This window comes from Streptomyces liliiviolaceus, assembly GCF_018070025.1.
Taxonomy (GTDB): domain Bacteria; phylum Actinomycetota; class Actinomycetes; order Streptomycetales; family Streptomycetaceae; genus Streptomyces; species Streptomyces liliiviolaceus.
Window position 1 is genome coordinate 3,255,638 of the sequence record NZ_JAGPYQ010000001.1, and the last position, 14,820, is coordinate 3,270,457.

At 71.9% G+C, this 14,820-nt stretch carries 12 protein-coding genes; 6 read left to right on the top strand and 6 right to left on the bottom strand.

Features of this window, described 5'->3' with window-relative positions; genetic code table 11:
* Positions 1–24: 24 nt before the first annotated feature.
* Both J8N05_RS14230 and J8N05_RS14235 read right to left on the bottom strand, forming a co-directional pair.
* Positions 25–1,698 (bottom strand): alkaline phosphatase D family protein, encoded by a 1,674-nt coding sequence (locus tag J8N05_RS14230; RefSeq protein ID WP_210883027.1) that lies wholly within the window; start codon positions 1,696–1,698, stop codon positions 25–27.
* Between the two features lie 152 nt (positions 1,699–1,850).
* Positions 1,851–2,495, bottom strand: a complete 645-nt coding sequence (locus tag J8N05_RS14235) for an HNH endonuclease family protein (RefSeq protein ID WP_210883028.1) — start codon at positions 2,493–2,495, stop codon at positions 1,851–1,853.
* Between the two features lie 339 nt (positions 2,496–2,834).
* On the opposite strand from J8N05_RS14235, the gene J8N05_RS14240 reads away from it, so the two are divergent.
* Positions 2,835–3,500, top strand: coding sequence for an HAD family hydrolase (locus tag J8N05_RS14240; RefSeq protein ID WP_210883031.1), 666 nt, complete (start codon positions 2,835–2,837; stop codon positions 3,498–3,500).
* 375 nt (positions 3,501–3,875) lie between these two features.
* Here the strand turns inward: J8N05_RS14240 and J8N05_RS14245 are convergent, their stop codons facing one another.
* A complete protein-coding gene (locus tag J8N05_RS14245; protein ID WP_210883033.1) occupies positions 3,876–4,850 on the bottom strand; it encodes a peptidoglycan-binding domain-containing protein in 975 nt (324 codons plus the stop codon).
* A gap of 167 nt (positions 4,851–5,017) precedes the next feature.
* On the opposite strand from J8N05_RS14245, the gene J8N05_RS14250 reads away from it, so the two are divergent.
* The 3 genes from J8N05_RS14250 to J8N05_RS14260 all read left to right on the top strand — a co-directional run bounded on the left by J8N05_RS14250 (position 5,018) and on the right by J8N05_RS14260 (position 8,740).
* On the top strand, positions 5,018–7,171 hold the full coding sequence (locus J8N05_RS14250) for an MDR family MFS transporter (protein ID WP_407699905.1): 2,154 nt from the start codon (positions 5,018–5,020) through the stop codon (positions 7,169–7,171).
* Positions 7,172–7,295: 124 nt separating this feature from the next.
* A complete protein-coding gene (locus J8N05_RS14255; protein ID WP_210883037.1) occupies positions 7,296–7,997 on the top strand; it encodes a hypothetical protein in 702 nt (233 codons plus the stop codon).
* A gap of 5 nt (positions 7,998–8,002) precedes the next feature.
* On the top strand, positions 8,003–8,740 hold the full coding sequence (locus J8N05_RS14260; protein WP_308286800.1) for a hypothetical protein: 738 nt from the start codon (positions 8,003–8,005) through the stop codon (positions 8,738–8,740).
* A gap of 212 nt (positions 8,741–8,952) precedes the next feature.
* Here the strand turns inward: J8N05_RS14260 and J8N05_RS14265 are convergent, their stop codons facing one another.
* Positions 8,953–9,357 carry a DnaJ family domain-containing protein gene (locus J8N05_RS14265; protein ID WP_210883039.1) on the bottom strand — a complete coding sequence of 135 codons (405 nt, stop codon included), beginning with the start codon at positions 9,355–9,357 and terminating at the stop codon, positions 8,953–8,955.
* 291 nt (positions 9,358–9,648) lie between these two features.
* Between J8N05_RS14265 and J8N05_RS14270 the strand changes: the two genes are divergently transcribed.
* A complete protein-coding gene (locus J8N05_RS14270; RefSeq protein ID WP_210883040.1) occupies positions 9,649–10,053 on the top strand; it encodes a hypothetical protein in 405 nt (134 codons plus the stop codon).
* Between the two features lie 85 nt (positions 10,054–10,138).
* Here J8N05_RS14270 and J8N05_RS14275 read toward each other — a convergent pair whose 3' ends face one another.
* Complete coding sequence (locus tag J8N05_RS14275) at positions 10,139–10,810, bottom strand: O-methyltransferase (RefSeq protein WP_210883041.1); 672 nt, start codon at positions 10,808–10,810, stop codon at positions 10,139–10,141.
* Positions 10,811–11,129: 319 nt separating this feature from the next.
* On the opposite strand from J8N05_RS14275, the gene J8N05_RS14280 reads away from it, so the two are divergent.
* Positions 11,130–13,247 (top strand): bifunctional glycosyltransferase 87/phosphatase PAP2 family protein, encoded by a 2,118-nt coding sequence (locus J8N05_RS14280; protein WP_210883042.1) that lies wholly within the window; start codon positions 11,130–11,132, stop codon positions 13,245–13,247.
* On the opposite strand, the gene J8N05_RS14285 is transcribed toward J8N05_RS14280, so the two are convergent.
* Positions 13,201–14,766 (bottom strand): hypothetical protein, encoded by a 1,566-nt coding sequence (locus J8N05_RS14285; protein WP_210890180.1) that lies wholly within the window; start codon positions 14,764–14,766, stop codon positions 13,201–13,203. The genes J8N05_RS14280 and J8N05_RS14285 overlap by 47 nt on opposite strands.
* Positions 14,767–14,820: the final 54 nt, after the last annotated feature.

The window sequence follows — 14,820 nt, forward strand, 5'->3', positions numbered from 1 at the left end:
GCGCGCTCGGCCGAGGACGGACCTTCAGCTGAGGACGGACTCCACGATCGTCCGCAACCGCGCCCCGCCCCCACGCTCCTCACGCGCGTGATCCAGCCGCAGCCGCGCCGAGCGCCCGTTCAGCGTCAGCGTCATCAACTGGTTGCCGAACCAGGGTCCCCCGGTCTTGCGCCAGTCCACCGGCGGAGCCGCGACCCTGCCGTGCCGGGCGAAACGGCGGCCGAGCGCCCGGCCCACCCCGCTCCAGCCGAAGCGGAAGCCGACTCTTATGTACGACGGGATGGAGTTGTGGACGGGGGAGCAGGTCAGCTGGACCACCCGGGCGTTCGGACCCGTCAGGCCCTCGCGCCAGACCGGCTCGGCGACGTACGCGTGGTGCACGTCCCCGGACAGCACGCACACCGTCGCGGGCGCCTGCGGGCCCGAACCGGCCTCGGCGATCAGCTCCGCCAGCTTGTCGAAGGACGACGGGAACGCGGCCCAGTGCTCCAGGTCGGCCGCCCGCCGCAGATTCTCCCCCCGCCGCGCCCAGCGCTCACCCCGCTCGCCCCGGCACATCGCGGCGTTCCACGCCTCCGCGTCGTGCACGAGGTGGGGGAGCAGCCAGGGCAGGGAGGTGCCGATGAGGAGGTGGTCGTAGGCGCCGGCGCCCTCGGGGGCCTGCTCGTCCAGTACGTGGCCGTCCAGTATCTGCTCGCGCAGCCACTCCCATTCCGCCGGGTCGAGCATCGAGCGGTTCTGCTCGTCGAGGACGCGGGCGGCGCGGCTGTCGACCATCAGGAGGCGGGTGCGGCCGAAGTCGCGGCGGTAGCTCCAGCGCACCGAGGCCGGGTCGGCGTCGGCCCGGGCCGCGAAGGCGCGCAGCGCGTCCGTGCCGTCGGGCGTGGCGCGGACCTCCTCGTACAGGGGGTCCTCGGCGAGGCGGTCGGGGGAGAGGTTGCCGAGGTGCTGGTGGACCCAGTACGACATCAGGCCGCTGAGCACGCGCTCGCGCCACCAGGGGGTGTCCCGCATGTCGGAGACCCAGGCCTCGCTGGTGTTCCAGTCGTCGATGACGTCGTGGTCGTCGAAGATCATGCAGCTGGGGACGGTGGAGAGCAGCCAGCGGACCTCGGGGTCGAGCCACGATTCGTAGTAGAGGTGCGTGTACTCCTCGTAGTCCGCGACCTCGGCGCCGGGTGGCTGGTCCAGGCCGCGGCGGGACTGAAGCCAGCGGCGGGTGGCCTTGGACACCTCGTCCGCGTACACCTGGTCGCCCAGCAGCAGGAGGACGTCCGGGCGCTCGCCCTGCGGGTCCGCGGCGATCCGGGCCGCGAGGGTGTCCAGCGCGTCCGGGCCGACCGGGTCCTTCTCGCCCTCGGGCGGTGAGGCCCAGCGGCAGGAGCCGAAGGCGACGCGGACGGTCTCGTGGTCGTCCACGGGGGTGTGGATGGCCGAGGGCGGAAAGGGGGAGCCGGGGAGGGGCCAGACCCGCTCCCCGTCGAGGAGCACCTCGTACGCGGTGGTCGTGCCCGGTGTCAGTGCGGTGACCGGGATCAGGGCGTAGTGGTGGCCCGACACCTGGAAGGTACGGGACTCACCGCCGGAGCCGTCCGCGCAGCGCACCTCGGCGGTGGCCGGACGGCTCGCCTCGACCCAGACGGTCGCGGACGAGCCGTCGACATACCTCAGCAATGGACCCAGGCGCAGGCTCGCCACGTGATCACTCTCCTCCGTCGCCCCGTACGGTACGGAACGACGGAGGCCGGTGGGGAGGTTCCGGCGAGAGATCGCGGGAGATGGCGGCAGATCGCGTGCGATACGGGTCCGATACGGGTCCGATGCGGGTCCGACAGGGGTCCCGCGCCGGGTCAGCAGCCGCTGAGGACCGAGGTGAGCTTGCTCTTCTCCGCGGAGTCGACGGAGAGGTCGTAGTAGTACTTCACCTGGACCCAGGCGCGGACGTACGTGCAGGCGTAGGCCGTGCGGGACGGCATCCACTCGGCCGGGTCCTGGTCGCTCTTCGACTGGTTCACGTTGTCCGTGACGGCGATGAGCTGGGGGCGGGTCAGGTCGTTGGCGAAGGCCTGGCGCTGCGCGGTGGTCCAGCTGTCGGCGCCGGAGTCCCAGGCCTCGGCCAGCGGCACCAGGTGGTCGATGTCGAGGTCGGAGGCGGCGGTCCAGGTGGCGCCGTCGTAGACGGAGTACCAGGTGCCGCTGGTGGCGGCGCAGGCGGAGCTGGTGACGACGTTCGTGCCGTCACGCTTGAGCACGGTCTCGCGGGTGTTGCAGGTGCCGCTGATGGTGATCCAGTGCGGGAAGAGGTCGCGGTCGTACCCGGTGCGGTCCTCGGTCGCCACGGTGAGCGAGGCGAGGTAGGTGCGGGCGGTGGCGGCGCTGACCGGGGTGGGCAGCGCGGCGGAGGCGGCCGGGCCGTTGAAAAGCCCGACCATGGCTATCAATCCGGCGAAGGCGGCCACTAGACTCAGCCGTCGACGCGCGTAGACCTTCGGCATGCGAACTCCCTAGGGGTGGGGGGAAGTTGACCTGCGAGCGACTGAATGCTCGCGGGGGCCGATTTCCGGGAGATGTGCGTCAGGTGAGAAGTTAATGACGTGGGCATGACACGACAAGGTGTTCGGCGGGATTCCTGGAGCGGACTGCCTGCTTTGTCATGTCCTCGTGAGAAATGGGAGGGGACCCCCGGGTAGCGGGATCACTCCTTTGTTTTGTACCGTGGAGAAACAAAGTGGTCCCCGCTCGCACTCCCTGACCGGCGGGCGGGGCCACCTTGTTCCCCCGGGGGCGTGCGGGGTCCTCCTCGCGCCTTGATCCCACGCTTTTGGAGCCTGCCGATGACGGCCTCGACCGTGCTGACCGCCCGCGCCCTGCTGCTGGACATGGACGGCACCCTCGTCAACTCGGACGCCGTCGTCGAGCGCGTCTGGCGCCGCTGGGCCGACCGGCACGGGCTCGACGGGGACGAGGTCATGAAGGTCGTCCACGGGCGGCAGGGGTACGCGTCTATGGCCGTGCTGCTGCCGAACCGGCCCATGGAGCAGAACTACGCGGACAACGCGCGCATGCTCGCCGAGGAGACCGCCGACATGGAGGGGGTCGTCGCGATCGAGGGGGCGGGGGAGTTTCTCGCGTCCCTGCGGGAGTCGGGGGTGCCGCACGCGCTCGTCACGTCGGCGGACGTCGGGCTGTCCGCCGCGCGGATGGGGGCGGCGGGGCTCGCGCTGCCCGAGCTGCGGATCACCGCGGAGTCCGTGGGGGCGAGCAAGCCGGATCCCGAGGGGTTCTTGAAGGGGGCGGCGGAGTTGGGGGTCGCGCCTGAGGAGTGTGTGGTGTTCGAGGACTCTGGGGCGGGGATCTCGGCGGGGCGCTCCGCGGGGATGCGGGTGGTGGGGGTTGGGCCCCGGGCCGGGTTTCATCGGCCCGATGCGGTTGTCCGGGATCTTCGGGGGGTTCGGGTCGAGGGGTTGGAGGGTGGAAGGGTTCGGTTGCGGGTGGGGTGATCGGTCCTTTTTGGGCGGGCTGGGGCTGGGGTTGGGTTGTGTGTCGGGTGCGGGTCGGTGGGGGCTGGTCGCGCAGTTCCCCGCGCCCCTAAAGGCGACAGGGGTGCGCCCCGGAAGGCACAGGTTTGCGCCGTTCCCCGCGCCCCTGAAAGACGAAAGATTGCGCCGTTCCCCGCGCCCCTGGGGGTGGGGGATCCCTGCGTTGTTCGTGCGGGTGAAGGCGAAGGATTGCGCCGTTCCCCGCGCCCCTTAAAAGCGACAGGGGTGCGCAGTTGCCTGCGCCCGCCCCTCGGAGGTGCGGGTTTGTGCCGTTTCCCGCGCCCCTGAAAGACCAAAGACCGCGCCGTTCCCCGCGCCCCTACGTGCGGGGCGGGGTCAGGGTTCTGTTGTTTCTGATTCCAGGCGGGATCGGGTTTCTTCTGTGTAGACGCCCTGTTCTTCGTCCAGGCCCCGGGTGAACTGGTAGTTGCGTACCGCGTTCTCGGTGCGGTTGTCGTACTCGCCGTCCGCGTCGCCCACGTAGAGGGCCAACTGCTTGAGGCGCAGCTGAAGTTCGGTGACCTCGGGGCCCTCGTCGCCGCGGCGCAGCACCGCCGGGCCCGCCTTGTCCGTCGGGTCGGCGGACGGCGGGGCGGTGCTGACCGCCGAATCCTCGGGCGACGGGGCCCGCGTCGTGGCGGACGTCCTGGAAGGGGTGGCCGAGGCGCTCGGTGACTCCGAGGCCGAGGCGGTCGGGCTCTCGCTCGCCGACGCGGACTCCGAGGCCGACGCCGATTCCGACGGTGACTCGGAGTCGGACGGGGACGGCTCGTCCACCGCCGTGTCCGGCACGCTCGCGCGTATGTCGTCCGGGGCCGCGCCGTTGCGCGACGGCGACTCGTACGAGAACAGTCCGCTCGCGAACCCCGCCGCCGCGACCACGACCGCCGTGGCCCCGGCTCCCACGAGCACGAAACGACGCCGGCGGCCCGAGTTCCCGGGGGCGTCCGAGGAGTCCGCGGGGTCGTCGTAGCCGTCGTCGGCGGCGTGAGTGTCCGGGAAGTCGTCGGGCGGGGTGCGCTGGAGAGGGATCGAGATGGTCGGCCGGTCGGCCGGCCCGTGACCGGGCTCCGGCGCCGGAGACGTCTGCGGGCCGCTACCGGAGCCCGCCGCGGCGCCCTCCGCGGGTACTTCCAGGTCCACGTAGGGGCGTATGCGCAGCGGATCGAAGTCCTCCGCGGCCGCCGTCTCGGCGGACCGGGTCTCCAGGAGCTCTTCCGCCGCTCTGCGGGCGCAGCCGCATGTGGGGGAGCCCCCCGACTCCCTGGGTGTCCCGCATTCCGGGCATATGTGGCCGCTCCGGTCGTTCACGTCGTGGATCCTTCCCCGTACGAACTCCAGCGATTATGCAGACCCCCTCCACACAATCTCCCGGTTACCCCCGGAATCCCGAACTCCTGGCCGAATTCAACAGGCCATAACCGGTCACACCGACCAGGATGGAAGAGGAACGGGATTCTCGCGGCCGGGAGGTCCTCATGGCCGAGGATGCGCACGACAGGGGTGGCAGCACGGGTGGCGGAAAGGGGTACGGGGGCGTGCCCGCGGCGCCGCACCCTGACGGTCTTCAGCCTCGTCGTCCACGGGATCACTCACGCGGCGCCGGCGCCGTTCCCCCGCACATGCAGGGCGGCGTCCTCGTCTCCATCGGGGCGCTGCTCCTGGGGCTCCTGCTCGCCGCGCTCGACCAGACCATCGTGTCGACCGCGCTGCCGACCATCGTCAGCGATCTCGGCGGGCTCGACCATCTGTCGTGGGTCGTCACGGCGTATCTGCTGGCCTCCACGGCCGCCACCCCGCTCTGGGGCAAGCTCGGTGACCAGTACGGACGCAAGAAGCTGTTCCAGGTCGCCGTCGTGATCTTCCTGATCGGCTCGGCGCTGTGCGGCATGGCGCAGAACATGCCCCAGCTGATCGCCTTCCGCGCGCTCCAGGGCCTCGGCGGCGGCGGGCTCATCGTGCTGTCGATGGCGATCGTCGGCGACATCGTCCCGCCTCGCGAGAGGGGCAAGTACCAGGGGCTGTTCGGCGCGGTCTTCGGCGCGACCAGTGTCCTCGGGCCGCTGCTCGGCGGGCTGTTCACCGAGCACCTGAGCTGGCGCTGGGTCTTCTACATCAACCTCCCCGTCGGGATCGTCGCACTCGCCGTCATCGCCACCGTCCTGCACATCCCGGTCCGCTCCCGGAAGCACACGATCGACTACCTCGGTACGTTCCTGATCGCGGCCGTCGCCACCTGCCTGGTCCTCGTCGCCTCGCTCGGCGGCAACACCTGGGGCTGGGGCTCGCCGCAGATCATCGGCCTCGCGGTCCTCGGCGCCGTGCTCGCCGTGGAGTTCGTGGCCGTCGAGCGCCGCGCCGCCGAACCCGTGCTCCCGCTGAAACTGTTCGGCATCCGCACCTTCACCCTCGCCGCGGTCATCAGCTTCGTCGTCGGCTTCGCGATGTTCGGCGCGATGACGTACCTGCCGACGTTCCTCCAGGTCGTCCAGGGTGTGTCGCCCACCATGTCGGGTGTGCACATGCTGCCGATGGTGGCCGGGCTGCTGGTGTCCTCGACGGTCTCCGGGCAGATCGTCAGCCGGACGGGCCGCTGGAAGGTGTTCCCCATCGCGGGCACCGCCGTCACGGCCCTCGGACTGCTGCTCCTGCACCGGCTCGACGTGGACAGCTCCACGGCCGAGATGAGCCTGTCCTTCCTCGTCTTCGGCCTCGGCCTCGGTCTCGTCATGCAGGTCCTCGTCCTGATCGTGCAGAACGCCGTCTCGTACGAGGATCTGGGCGTCGCGACCTCCGGCGCCACCTTCTTCCGGTCCATCGGGGCCTCGTTCGGTGTGGCCGTCTTCGGCTCGGTCTTCACGAGCCGGCTGAGCGGGGAACTCGCCGACGCGCTCCGGGGGCAGACCCTCCCGGCGGGCCTGGGCGCCGACGCGCTCAAATCCGACCCGAAGATCATCGGCGAACTGCCGGCCGCACTGCGGCCCCCCGTCGTCGAGGCGTACGCCGTCTCCATCACGGACGTCTTCCTCTACGCGGCCCCGGTCGCGTTCGTCGGCTTCGTCCTCGCCTGGTTCCTGCGCGAGGACCGGCTGCGGGGCTCGGTGACGGCGCCCGACGCCACCCAGACGCTCGCCAGCAACCCGGTGGAGCGCTCCTCGTACGACGAGGTGTGCCGTGCGCTGTCCGTGCTGGGCACCCGGGAGGGGCGGCGGCGGATCTACGAGAAGATCACCGCCCGCGCCGGCTACGACCTGCTGCCCGCCGCGAGCTGGCTGCTGCTGCGCGTCAGGCACTACGGCTGGGCCGAGCCCGCCGCCCTCGCCGAACACAGCGGGGTGCCCCTGCAGATCGTCATCGCCGCCGCACGCCAGGTGGAGGAGCGGCGCCTGGGCGTACGGGAGGGACTGGACCTCGTCCTCACCGAACAGGGGCGTGCGGTGGCCGGGAGGCTGGCCGCGGCCCGGGAGGAGTCCCTCGCCGAACTCCTCGGCGACTGGTGGGGCCCGGACCGGCCCACCGACCTCACCCAGCTCGTCACGGAACTCAACTCCGAGCTGTGCGGTTCCGACGCCGAACGGCCCTACGCCGACTCGGCGCCGAAGCCGGCCGGGCGGGCATGGCTCGCCAAGTGAGCTGATCCGAGGCGCACTTGGGCGCCTCGTGACGTGGATCCGGCCACGGGCCGTTTGGTAGCCCAAGTCCGGGCAACCCGACGGAAGAAGCGGCCCGCTGGGCCCAGAACCCGGAAGGCAATCCATGTCCACAGGCGTGATCATCGTTCTGATCGTGATCGTGGTGGCCGTCGTCGCCGCCGTGATCGCTCGGCTCGTGATGGCCCGCGGGGCGGGCGGCGGGCAGAGCCTGAAGCGGCGCTTCGGGCCCGAGTACGACCGGGCACTCGCCCGGCACGACGGCGACTCGCAGGCCGCCGAGCGCGAGCTTGAGGAGCGCGTGCAGCGGCACGGTTCACTGCGGCAGCAGCCGCTGGACCCCGCGGCGCTCGACCGCTACACGGTCCGCTGGACCGCGATCCAGGAGCAGTTCGTCGACTCGCCGCGCGACGCCGTCGTCGAGGCGGACCGGCTGCTCGCCGAGGTGGCGGGCGCGCGCGGCTTCCCGGCGGGCGACCGTTACGAGGAGCAGCTCTCCGCGCTCTCCGTCCACCACGCGCACCACGTGAACGGCTACCGCCGTGTCCACCTGGCCGCGCACCCGAACGGGGCCGGCGCCGACCGGGCCGACACGGAGCAGCTGCGTGAGTCCCTGGTCGAGGCCCGTGCGCTCTTCGAAGCCCTGACCACGTCGGCGGCCCCTTCCGCGCGCGACGACAGGGCGCAGCTGCGGAAGGCCGACGGGGACGGCGGCGAGGAAGCTGCCGGGACCACGCGAACCGACAGCTCCCGCGGCCGCTCGCATGCGCCGTGGGCGCTCAACAGGCGCCATGTGAAGGGGAGTTGAGACGTATGCCGGACAACACCGCGGCAGGGCCCGCCAAGGACCGGCGGGACGAGCGCGAGGAGAGGGGCGAGGTGACCAGGACACCGGGAACGGGCGGCACGGCGGGGCCCGAGGTCTCGACGGGTGCCCCCGGGGCGGGAACCGGCACGCGTGACGGCGTGCCGGGCGGCCGGGACACGGCGCCCCTGGAGCGCGTCAGGGACGACGGCCAGGACACCGTGGTCGGCGGGCGCGTTCCGGCCGTCCCGCGCACGCCGGAGCAGGACCGTTCGCCGGGGCGCGAGGGCGCCAGGGGGAAGGGTGCCGCCGCTGCCGCCAGGACCGCCCCCGACCCCGCCCCTGCTCCTGCTCCTGACCCCGCCTCCGGTACCGGGAGGGCCACGGGCGGCCGGAGCGGCGCGTCCCGCGAGAGCCTCCTCGGCGCCGAGGCGAGGGTGAACGCCGGGACCAGGGCCGGTACGGACTCCGGCGGGCGGCTCATGCCGCACGACGAGGGCGACAAGTGGTCGCAGCAGTTGCAGCACGCGGTCGCCGGCTTCGTCGACGGGCCCCGCGGCTCGGTCGAGGAGGCGGACCGGGTGCTCCAGGAGGTCGCCGAACGGTTCACCGAGGCCGTGAACCAGCGGCGGCGCGCCCTGAGCACGTCCTGGCAGAGCCCCGCCGACGAAAAGGCCGACACGGAGCAGTTGCGGCTGGCCCTGAAGGACTACCGCGAGCTGACGGAACGGCTGTTGAGGATCTGAACCCGACCGCTGCCGTGCAACTGGCCTGTTTGATGGGCCAGTTGAGCTGAGTTGATTGAGCAGAGTGAGGCCCCGCCGGGCAGTGCGCCGGGCGGGGCCTCACTCATGGGCGCGTACGTGGGGCGCGTACGTGCGGGCGTGTACGTGTCCCCGACCGTCGAGCCGATCGGTCGTGGACGTGGACGTGGACGTGTGGCCGAGGCCGTCGGAGGTCAGGCCGCCCGGCGCTCGTGCCAGGCGCGGACGATCTCCTCCACGTCGTACGGCTTGAGGCCCAGGGGCGGGCCCGGTGGCGGCTTGAACATCATGTCGCGGATCTTCGCGTTGATCTCCGTGACGATCCGCCGCACCACCCGCTCCGACGGCGCCGCGGCGGCCTGTTCCAGCGCGTCCTCCGCCTCCTTGCGCAGCGCCAGCGTGGGAGGCAGCACGGACATGCCCTCGCGGGCCATCTTCTGCTTGATCCACCACAGTTCGTCGTACGACGTGTCGGGGCCGCTCGGCAACGGCTTGCCCGCACCGGCGAGTTCGGTGAACTCGCCGCGTGCCTCCGCCGCGCGGATCTGTCGGTCGACCCAGGACTCGAAGCCGACCCCGGGAGGTTTGCGCTCGGTCATGCGTCCATTGTGCCGGAAGCCGTGCCGGAAGCCGTGCCGGAAGCCGCGTGACAACCCCGTTCCGGAGGCCGTGCCGAGAACACCCTTTCGGAGGCCGTGCGGGGGCCCGCGAGCGGTATGCGAGTGTGCCGCACGGTATGGACTGCGCGGAGCGGTATGCGACTGTGCCGGACGTCGTACACGTCGGCGCTCTATCATTCGGCGGCGATACGTCGCCGGGCGTCGAACACGCTCCGGCGCGGGACAATCGGAACGTCGGAACGCGGAACGCGCGGGAACGAAGGAGCGCACGTGCTCGAACTCACCATGGCCTCGGTGTCCGGGACGGACGCCGGCGCGACGGCCGGAATGCAGATGGCCGACGCGCCGAGCGAGCCGGGTGCCGTGCTGCGGGTGGGGCGCGACCGGGGCGCGTGCCGCCTCGCGACGCCCGACGACTGGCTGTTCGTCTCGCGGGTCCACCTGGAGTTCCTGTGCGGGCCCGAGGGGACCTGGCAGGTGACCTGGCTGCGGGGCACGCACGACGACCCGTCGTCCGAGGTGCGGTTCTCGCTGGTCGGCGGAGGCGGCGGAGTCCTCCAGCCGCTGCCGTACGGCGGGACGGCGAAGCTGCCCGTGGGCGGCTCGGGCGAGCTGGTCATACACGACCGCACGGGCCCGCGCAGCGTGAACGTGGGCTTCTACCACGAGGTCTGAGACCCACGAGGTCCGAGACCCACGAGGTCTGAGGCCCACGAGGTCCGAGGTCCCTGGGGTACGGGGAGAGCGCTGAGCGCGCCGCCTACGGCAGTACGCGCGCCAGCGCGAACCCGTCGTACCCCTTCACTCCCACCGTCTGGATCGCCGTGGCGGTCACCTTGGGGTGCGCGGCGAAGAGGTCGAGCGCCTCGCGGGTGCCGCGCACACTCGGGTCGTCGCTGGTGGCGTCGGTCACGGCGCCCTCGCGTACGACGTTGTCGAGGATGATCAGGCTGCCCGGCCGGGTGAGCTTCAGCGCCCACTCCACATAGCGCGGGTTGTTCACCTTGTCCGCGTCGATGAAGACCACGTCGAAGGGTGCGGGGTCCTCGTCGGCCAGCGTCTGCAGGCCGATCAGGGCCGGCCCCACCCGGACCTCGGTGATCTTGTCAAGACCGGCCCGGGCGAGGTTGTGCCGGGCCACCTCGGCGTGCTGTTCGCTGTACTCCAGGGTGATCAGCCGGCCGTCCTCGGGGAGGGCGCGGGCCAGCCAGATCGTGCTGTAGCCGCCGAGCGTGCCGATCTCCAGGATGCGCGTCGCGCCCTGGATCACGGCGAGCAGATGCAGCAGTTTGCCCTGGTTCGGGGCGACGTTGATCTGCGGAAGTCCGGCGGCGTCGCTGTCGCGCAGCGCCTCGGTCAGGGCGGCGTCCGGTGGGGCGAGGAGCCCGGTGAAGTAGTCGTCCACATCGTGCCAGAGCTGCGGCTCGGTCATGCGGTAAGCCTTTCGTCTGTCTAGTTAGACGCGCTAATTAGTTCGGTAGCCGAATATAGCCGGTTCCCGGCGGGTTGGGTGGTTGTATTCCCGTCACGGCCTCGCGTGGCGGCGTGACGGGGACGCTCTTCGGCCTTACAACACCTCCATCGGGACAAAAGAACGGAGGACGTCAGGTGAAGAGGGGGTTGCCCGCGTCTCACATCGGGGGTGGTGCGAGCCTCTTAGGGTTCGAACAGGAAACAGACGCACGGGACCCCCGGGACTCTTGGGGCTCAAGGGGCGTAGAGGACGAACGGGGCGGGAGGGCCGACGGCACGTGGCAAATGTGGAGCACGGCGGACGACCAGGTGATCCTTTCGGAGCGACGGCGCCCGAGGCGGCCAGAGCGCGGCTGGGCCTGGTCCGCGCGGGCCTGTGGCTGATCGCCGCGGTCCTGGCCGTACGACAGGTCGCCGTCGTCCTGAGTACGCCCCGGGGTGAGCGCCTGACGGATCTGGAGACCTGGGTCGGACCCGACGGCGTGCTGCATGTGAACGGTTCGCTGTACGACTCGACGCGCTTCACGGGCACACCCTTCGGCGGACTCGTCCTCAAGCCTCTCACCAAGGCGGCCGAGCAGGCCCTCGGCTGGGGCTGGACCTTCGGCACCCTCCTGCTGGTGGTCGCCCTCGGCCTGGTCGCCGCCCGCGCCCTCCCGCAGCCGGTGAGCCGCCGTACGGCCCTGCTGGCGGCCCCTGTCACGATCAGCCTGCTGATGCTGTCCCTGCCCGTGCGCAACACCCTCTACCTCGGCCAGACCAGCATCATCCCGGTCCTGCTCGTGCTCCTCGGCTGCTTCGCCGTACGCGGGGAGCGGGCGAGCGGGGTGCTGATCGGCCTCGCCGCCGCCCTGCAGCCCACCGTCCTGCTGTTCGCGCCGCTCCTGTGGTTCACCGGCCGCCGCCGGGCCGCCGTCTCCTCCGGGCTCACCTTCGCCGCGCTCACCGCGCTCGCGTGGGCCGCGATGCCGCACGACTCGTACACGTACTGGGTGCACCACCTGGCCGGGGTCGGGCTCGGGCGGCCCGCCGACGATCTCGCCAACCAGTCGCTGCACGGGGCGCTGCTGCGGCTCGGCATGGAGGGGCCGCTGGAGATCGGGCTCTTCCTGGTGCTCGGCACCGCCGTCGCCGTGCTCGGCCTGCGCCGCGCCGTGCGCTACGCCCGCGACGGACAACTGCTCCTCGCCGTCGCGGTCACCGGCTGCGTCGCCGTCGCCGTCGCGCCGACCACCTGGCAGCACCAGCTGCTGTGGGTGCTGCTCGCGCTGGTCGGCCGCGTCGGCAAGAAGGCGGGCGACCGGTACGTGTGGCCGGTCGCCGTCATCCTGGTGATGACCCTGCCGGCCAAGATGATGCTGCCGAACATGGAGTCGCTGTACCCGCTGCGCGACAACGTCGTCCTGCTGGCCGCCCTCGCCGCCGCGACCGTGGTTCCGTTTCTGTCCCGTACGTCGGAGCACTACCACGCGCCCGTCCCGACCGAGTACGCGCGGCCGGTGCCCACCCGCTGGAAGCACGTCCCGCTGCTGCCCTTCCTGCGCCGGGTCCTCACCCGGCCGAACCTCCTGCTCGAACTGCTGCTGATCCGTGTCGGCTACTCCGCGTACCAGCAGGTCAGGCTCGCGGCGACCGGTGGTACGAACACCGGGGGCCGGGCCACCGCCGAACAGCACGGCGAGCAGATCCACTCGATCGAGAAGTTCCTCTTCATCGACATCGAGCACTGGGTCAACCACGCGGTCGTGAAGGTCGGGTGGCTGGAGGACTTCTTCAACTTCTACTACACGTCGTTCCACTTCGTGGTCCCGCTGACCGTGCTCGGCGTCCTGTACGCCCGCCGGCCCGCCGAGTACCGCTGGGCCCGCGCGGCGCTCGGCTTCGCCACGCTGTTCGCGCTCGTCGGCTTCTGGCTCTATCCGCTGGCCCCGCCGCGGCTGATGCCCGACCTCGGTTTCATCGACACCGTGCACGGGGTGCAGGACTTCTCCCAGCCGGACTACGGGACGCTGACCGCGCTCACCAACCAGTACGCGGCGATGCCCTCGCTGCACTTCGGCTGGTCGCTGTGGTGCGGGCTCGTCATCGCGATCATCGCCCCGAAGTGGTGGATGAAGGCCCTCGGTCTGCTGCACCCGCTGTTCACGGTCTCCGCGATCGTGGCGACCGGCAACCACTGGGTACTGGACGCGGTGGGCGGCGCGGCCGTCGTCGGCGCCGGCTTCGGGCTGACCTATCTGCTCCAGGGGCCGCGGCCCCGCCCGCACGCGCTGACGAAAGCGGCGGAAGGAGCCTCCGAGGAGGCCGCAGTCGCGGAGAAGAGCGGGGAGGCCGCGGACGCGGAGGCGGTCAGCACCGCGGGGCCGGGCCCGGCGAAGGGCCGTACCCCGAGCTGATCCGGTACTCGCCCGGCTCGGTCACCGTCAGCCGCGTGAACTCGCCCTCCTTCGCGAGGCAGCCCCCCTCGGCGTACAGCCAGGGCGAGAACGCGACCCGCACGGTCACCGGGCCGGGGCGCGGGACCCGCACCACGACCGCCGCGCTGTCGGCCCGGACGACCGTGGCCGGCGCCGACACCAGCGGTACCGCGCCGCGCACCCGGTAGACCCGCCAGTTCGGGTCGCGCCACACCGGCTCCAGCCACGGCGTGCCCTTCCTGACCAGGCGCGCCTCGTCCTCCGCGAAGCCGTCCGGTTTCCCCTCGGGCAGCACCACGAAGCCGACGGCCCACCGGTCGAGCCATTGCCGGTACGTCTTCTCCGAGAACGTCCCGTCGTAGAAGAGCCGGCCCCGCTCCATGTCCAGCTGCCGGTTCCAGCCGCGCGCCAGGTTCACGTGCGGGGCCAGCGCGGTGGCCTCGCGGTGGTTGCGGGCCGGGACCACCTCGACGCGCGTACGGTCCGCGCCGAGCCGGTCCAGGGCCTCCACGACGCTGGTGGTGTCGTGCGCCCAGGCGGGCACCACGGTCGACACCGCCAGATCGTCGACGGTCTTCTTGCCGACCCAGCCCACGGAGAACACCAGCGCCATGGTCAGCGCGACGCGCCGTCTCCGCTGGGCGGGCGGCCCCGACCTCGGCACCGCGAGCAGGGCGGCCAGCAGCGCCGCCGGGGCGAACAGCTCCGCCAGCCGCTCCACGTTCGTGCCGACCGGCGAGGGCACCAGATACGTGAGGACCGTCCCCGCCGCGTACACGACCGCGCCCCAGCGCAGCACCCGCCAGCCGCGCGGGGCCAGCGTCAGCACGACGAGACCGATCAGGACCGGCGGCCAGATCCGGGCGGCGGGCATCAACTGCTCGCCGGCGAACGGGAAGAGCAGGGTCGTCGCGCCCACCACCACGACCGGCGGCGCGATCAGCGCGGCGGCCCGCGCCCGGTCCCGTACGAGGGCGTAGCCCGTGCCCGCGACGACCAGGAACAGGCCCGCCACCGGGCTGGCCATGGTCGCGAGCGCCGCGTACGCCCACGCCAGCGGCAGGCGCCGCTCCCGGGTCAGCAGGACACAGGCGGCGAGTCCGAGCGCGACGCCGAGCGCGAACGTCGTACGCCCCGACGCCACGTTGCACCACAGGGCGAGCGAGGCGAGCAGCGCCGGGCCCAGGGGGCGGCGGATCCCCGTACGGACGATGAGGGCCGCGGCCAGCCAGGCGGCCAGCAGCCCGGCCGCCACGGTGACCGTCCGCACACCGAAGGCGGCCATCAGATAGGGCGAGATCAGGCTGTAGTTGGCGGTGTGCATCCCGCCGTACCAGAACAGGCTGTACGCCGAGCCGCCGTGCCGGGACGCGAAGTCGGCCCAGGCCTCCTGCGCGGCCAGGTCGCCGCCGCCGGTGGCCAGGAACAGCCACCACACCACGTACAGCGGGACGGTCGGCAGGGTGGCGAGGAACGGCACGCGGTGCCGGGCCCACACCGGCTCCCAAACCGGTCGGAGGCCCCGCTTCCGGGCGGTCCACGCGCCCTCCTG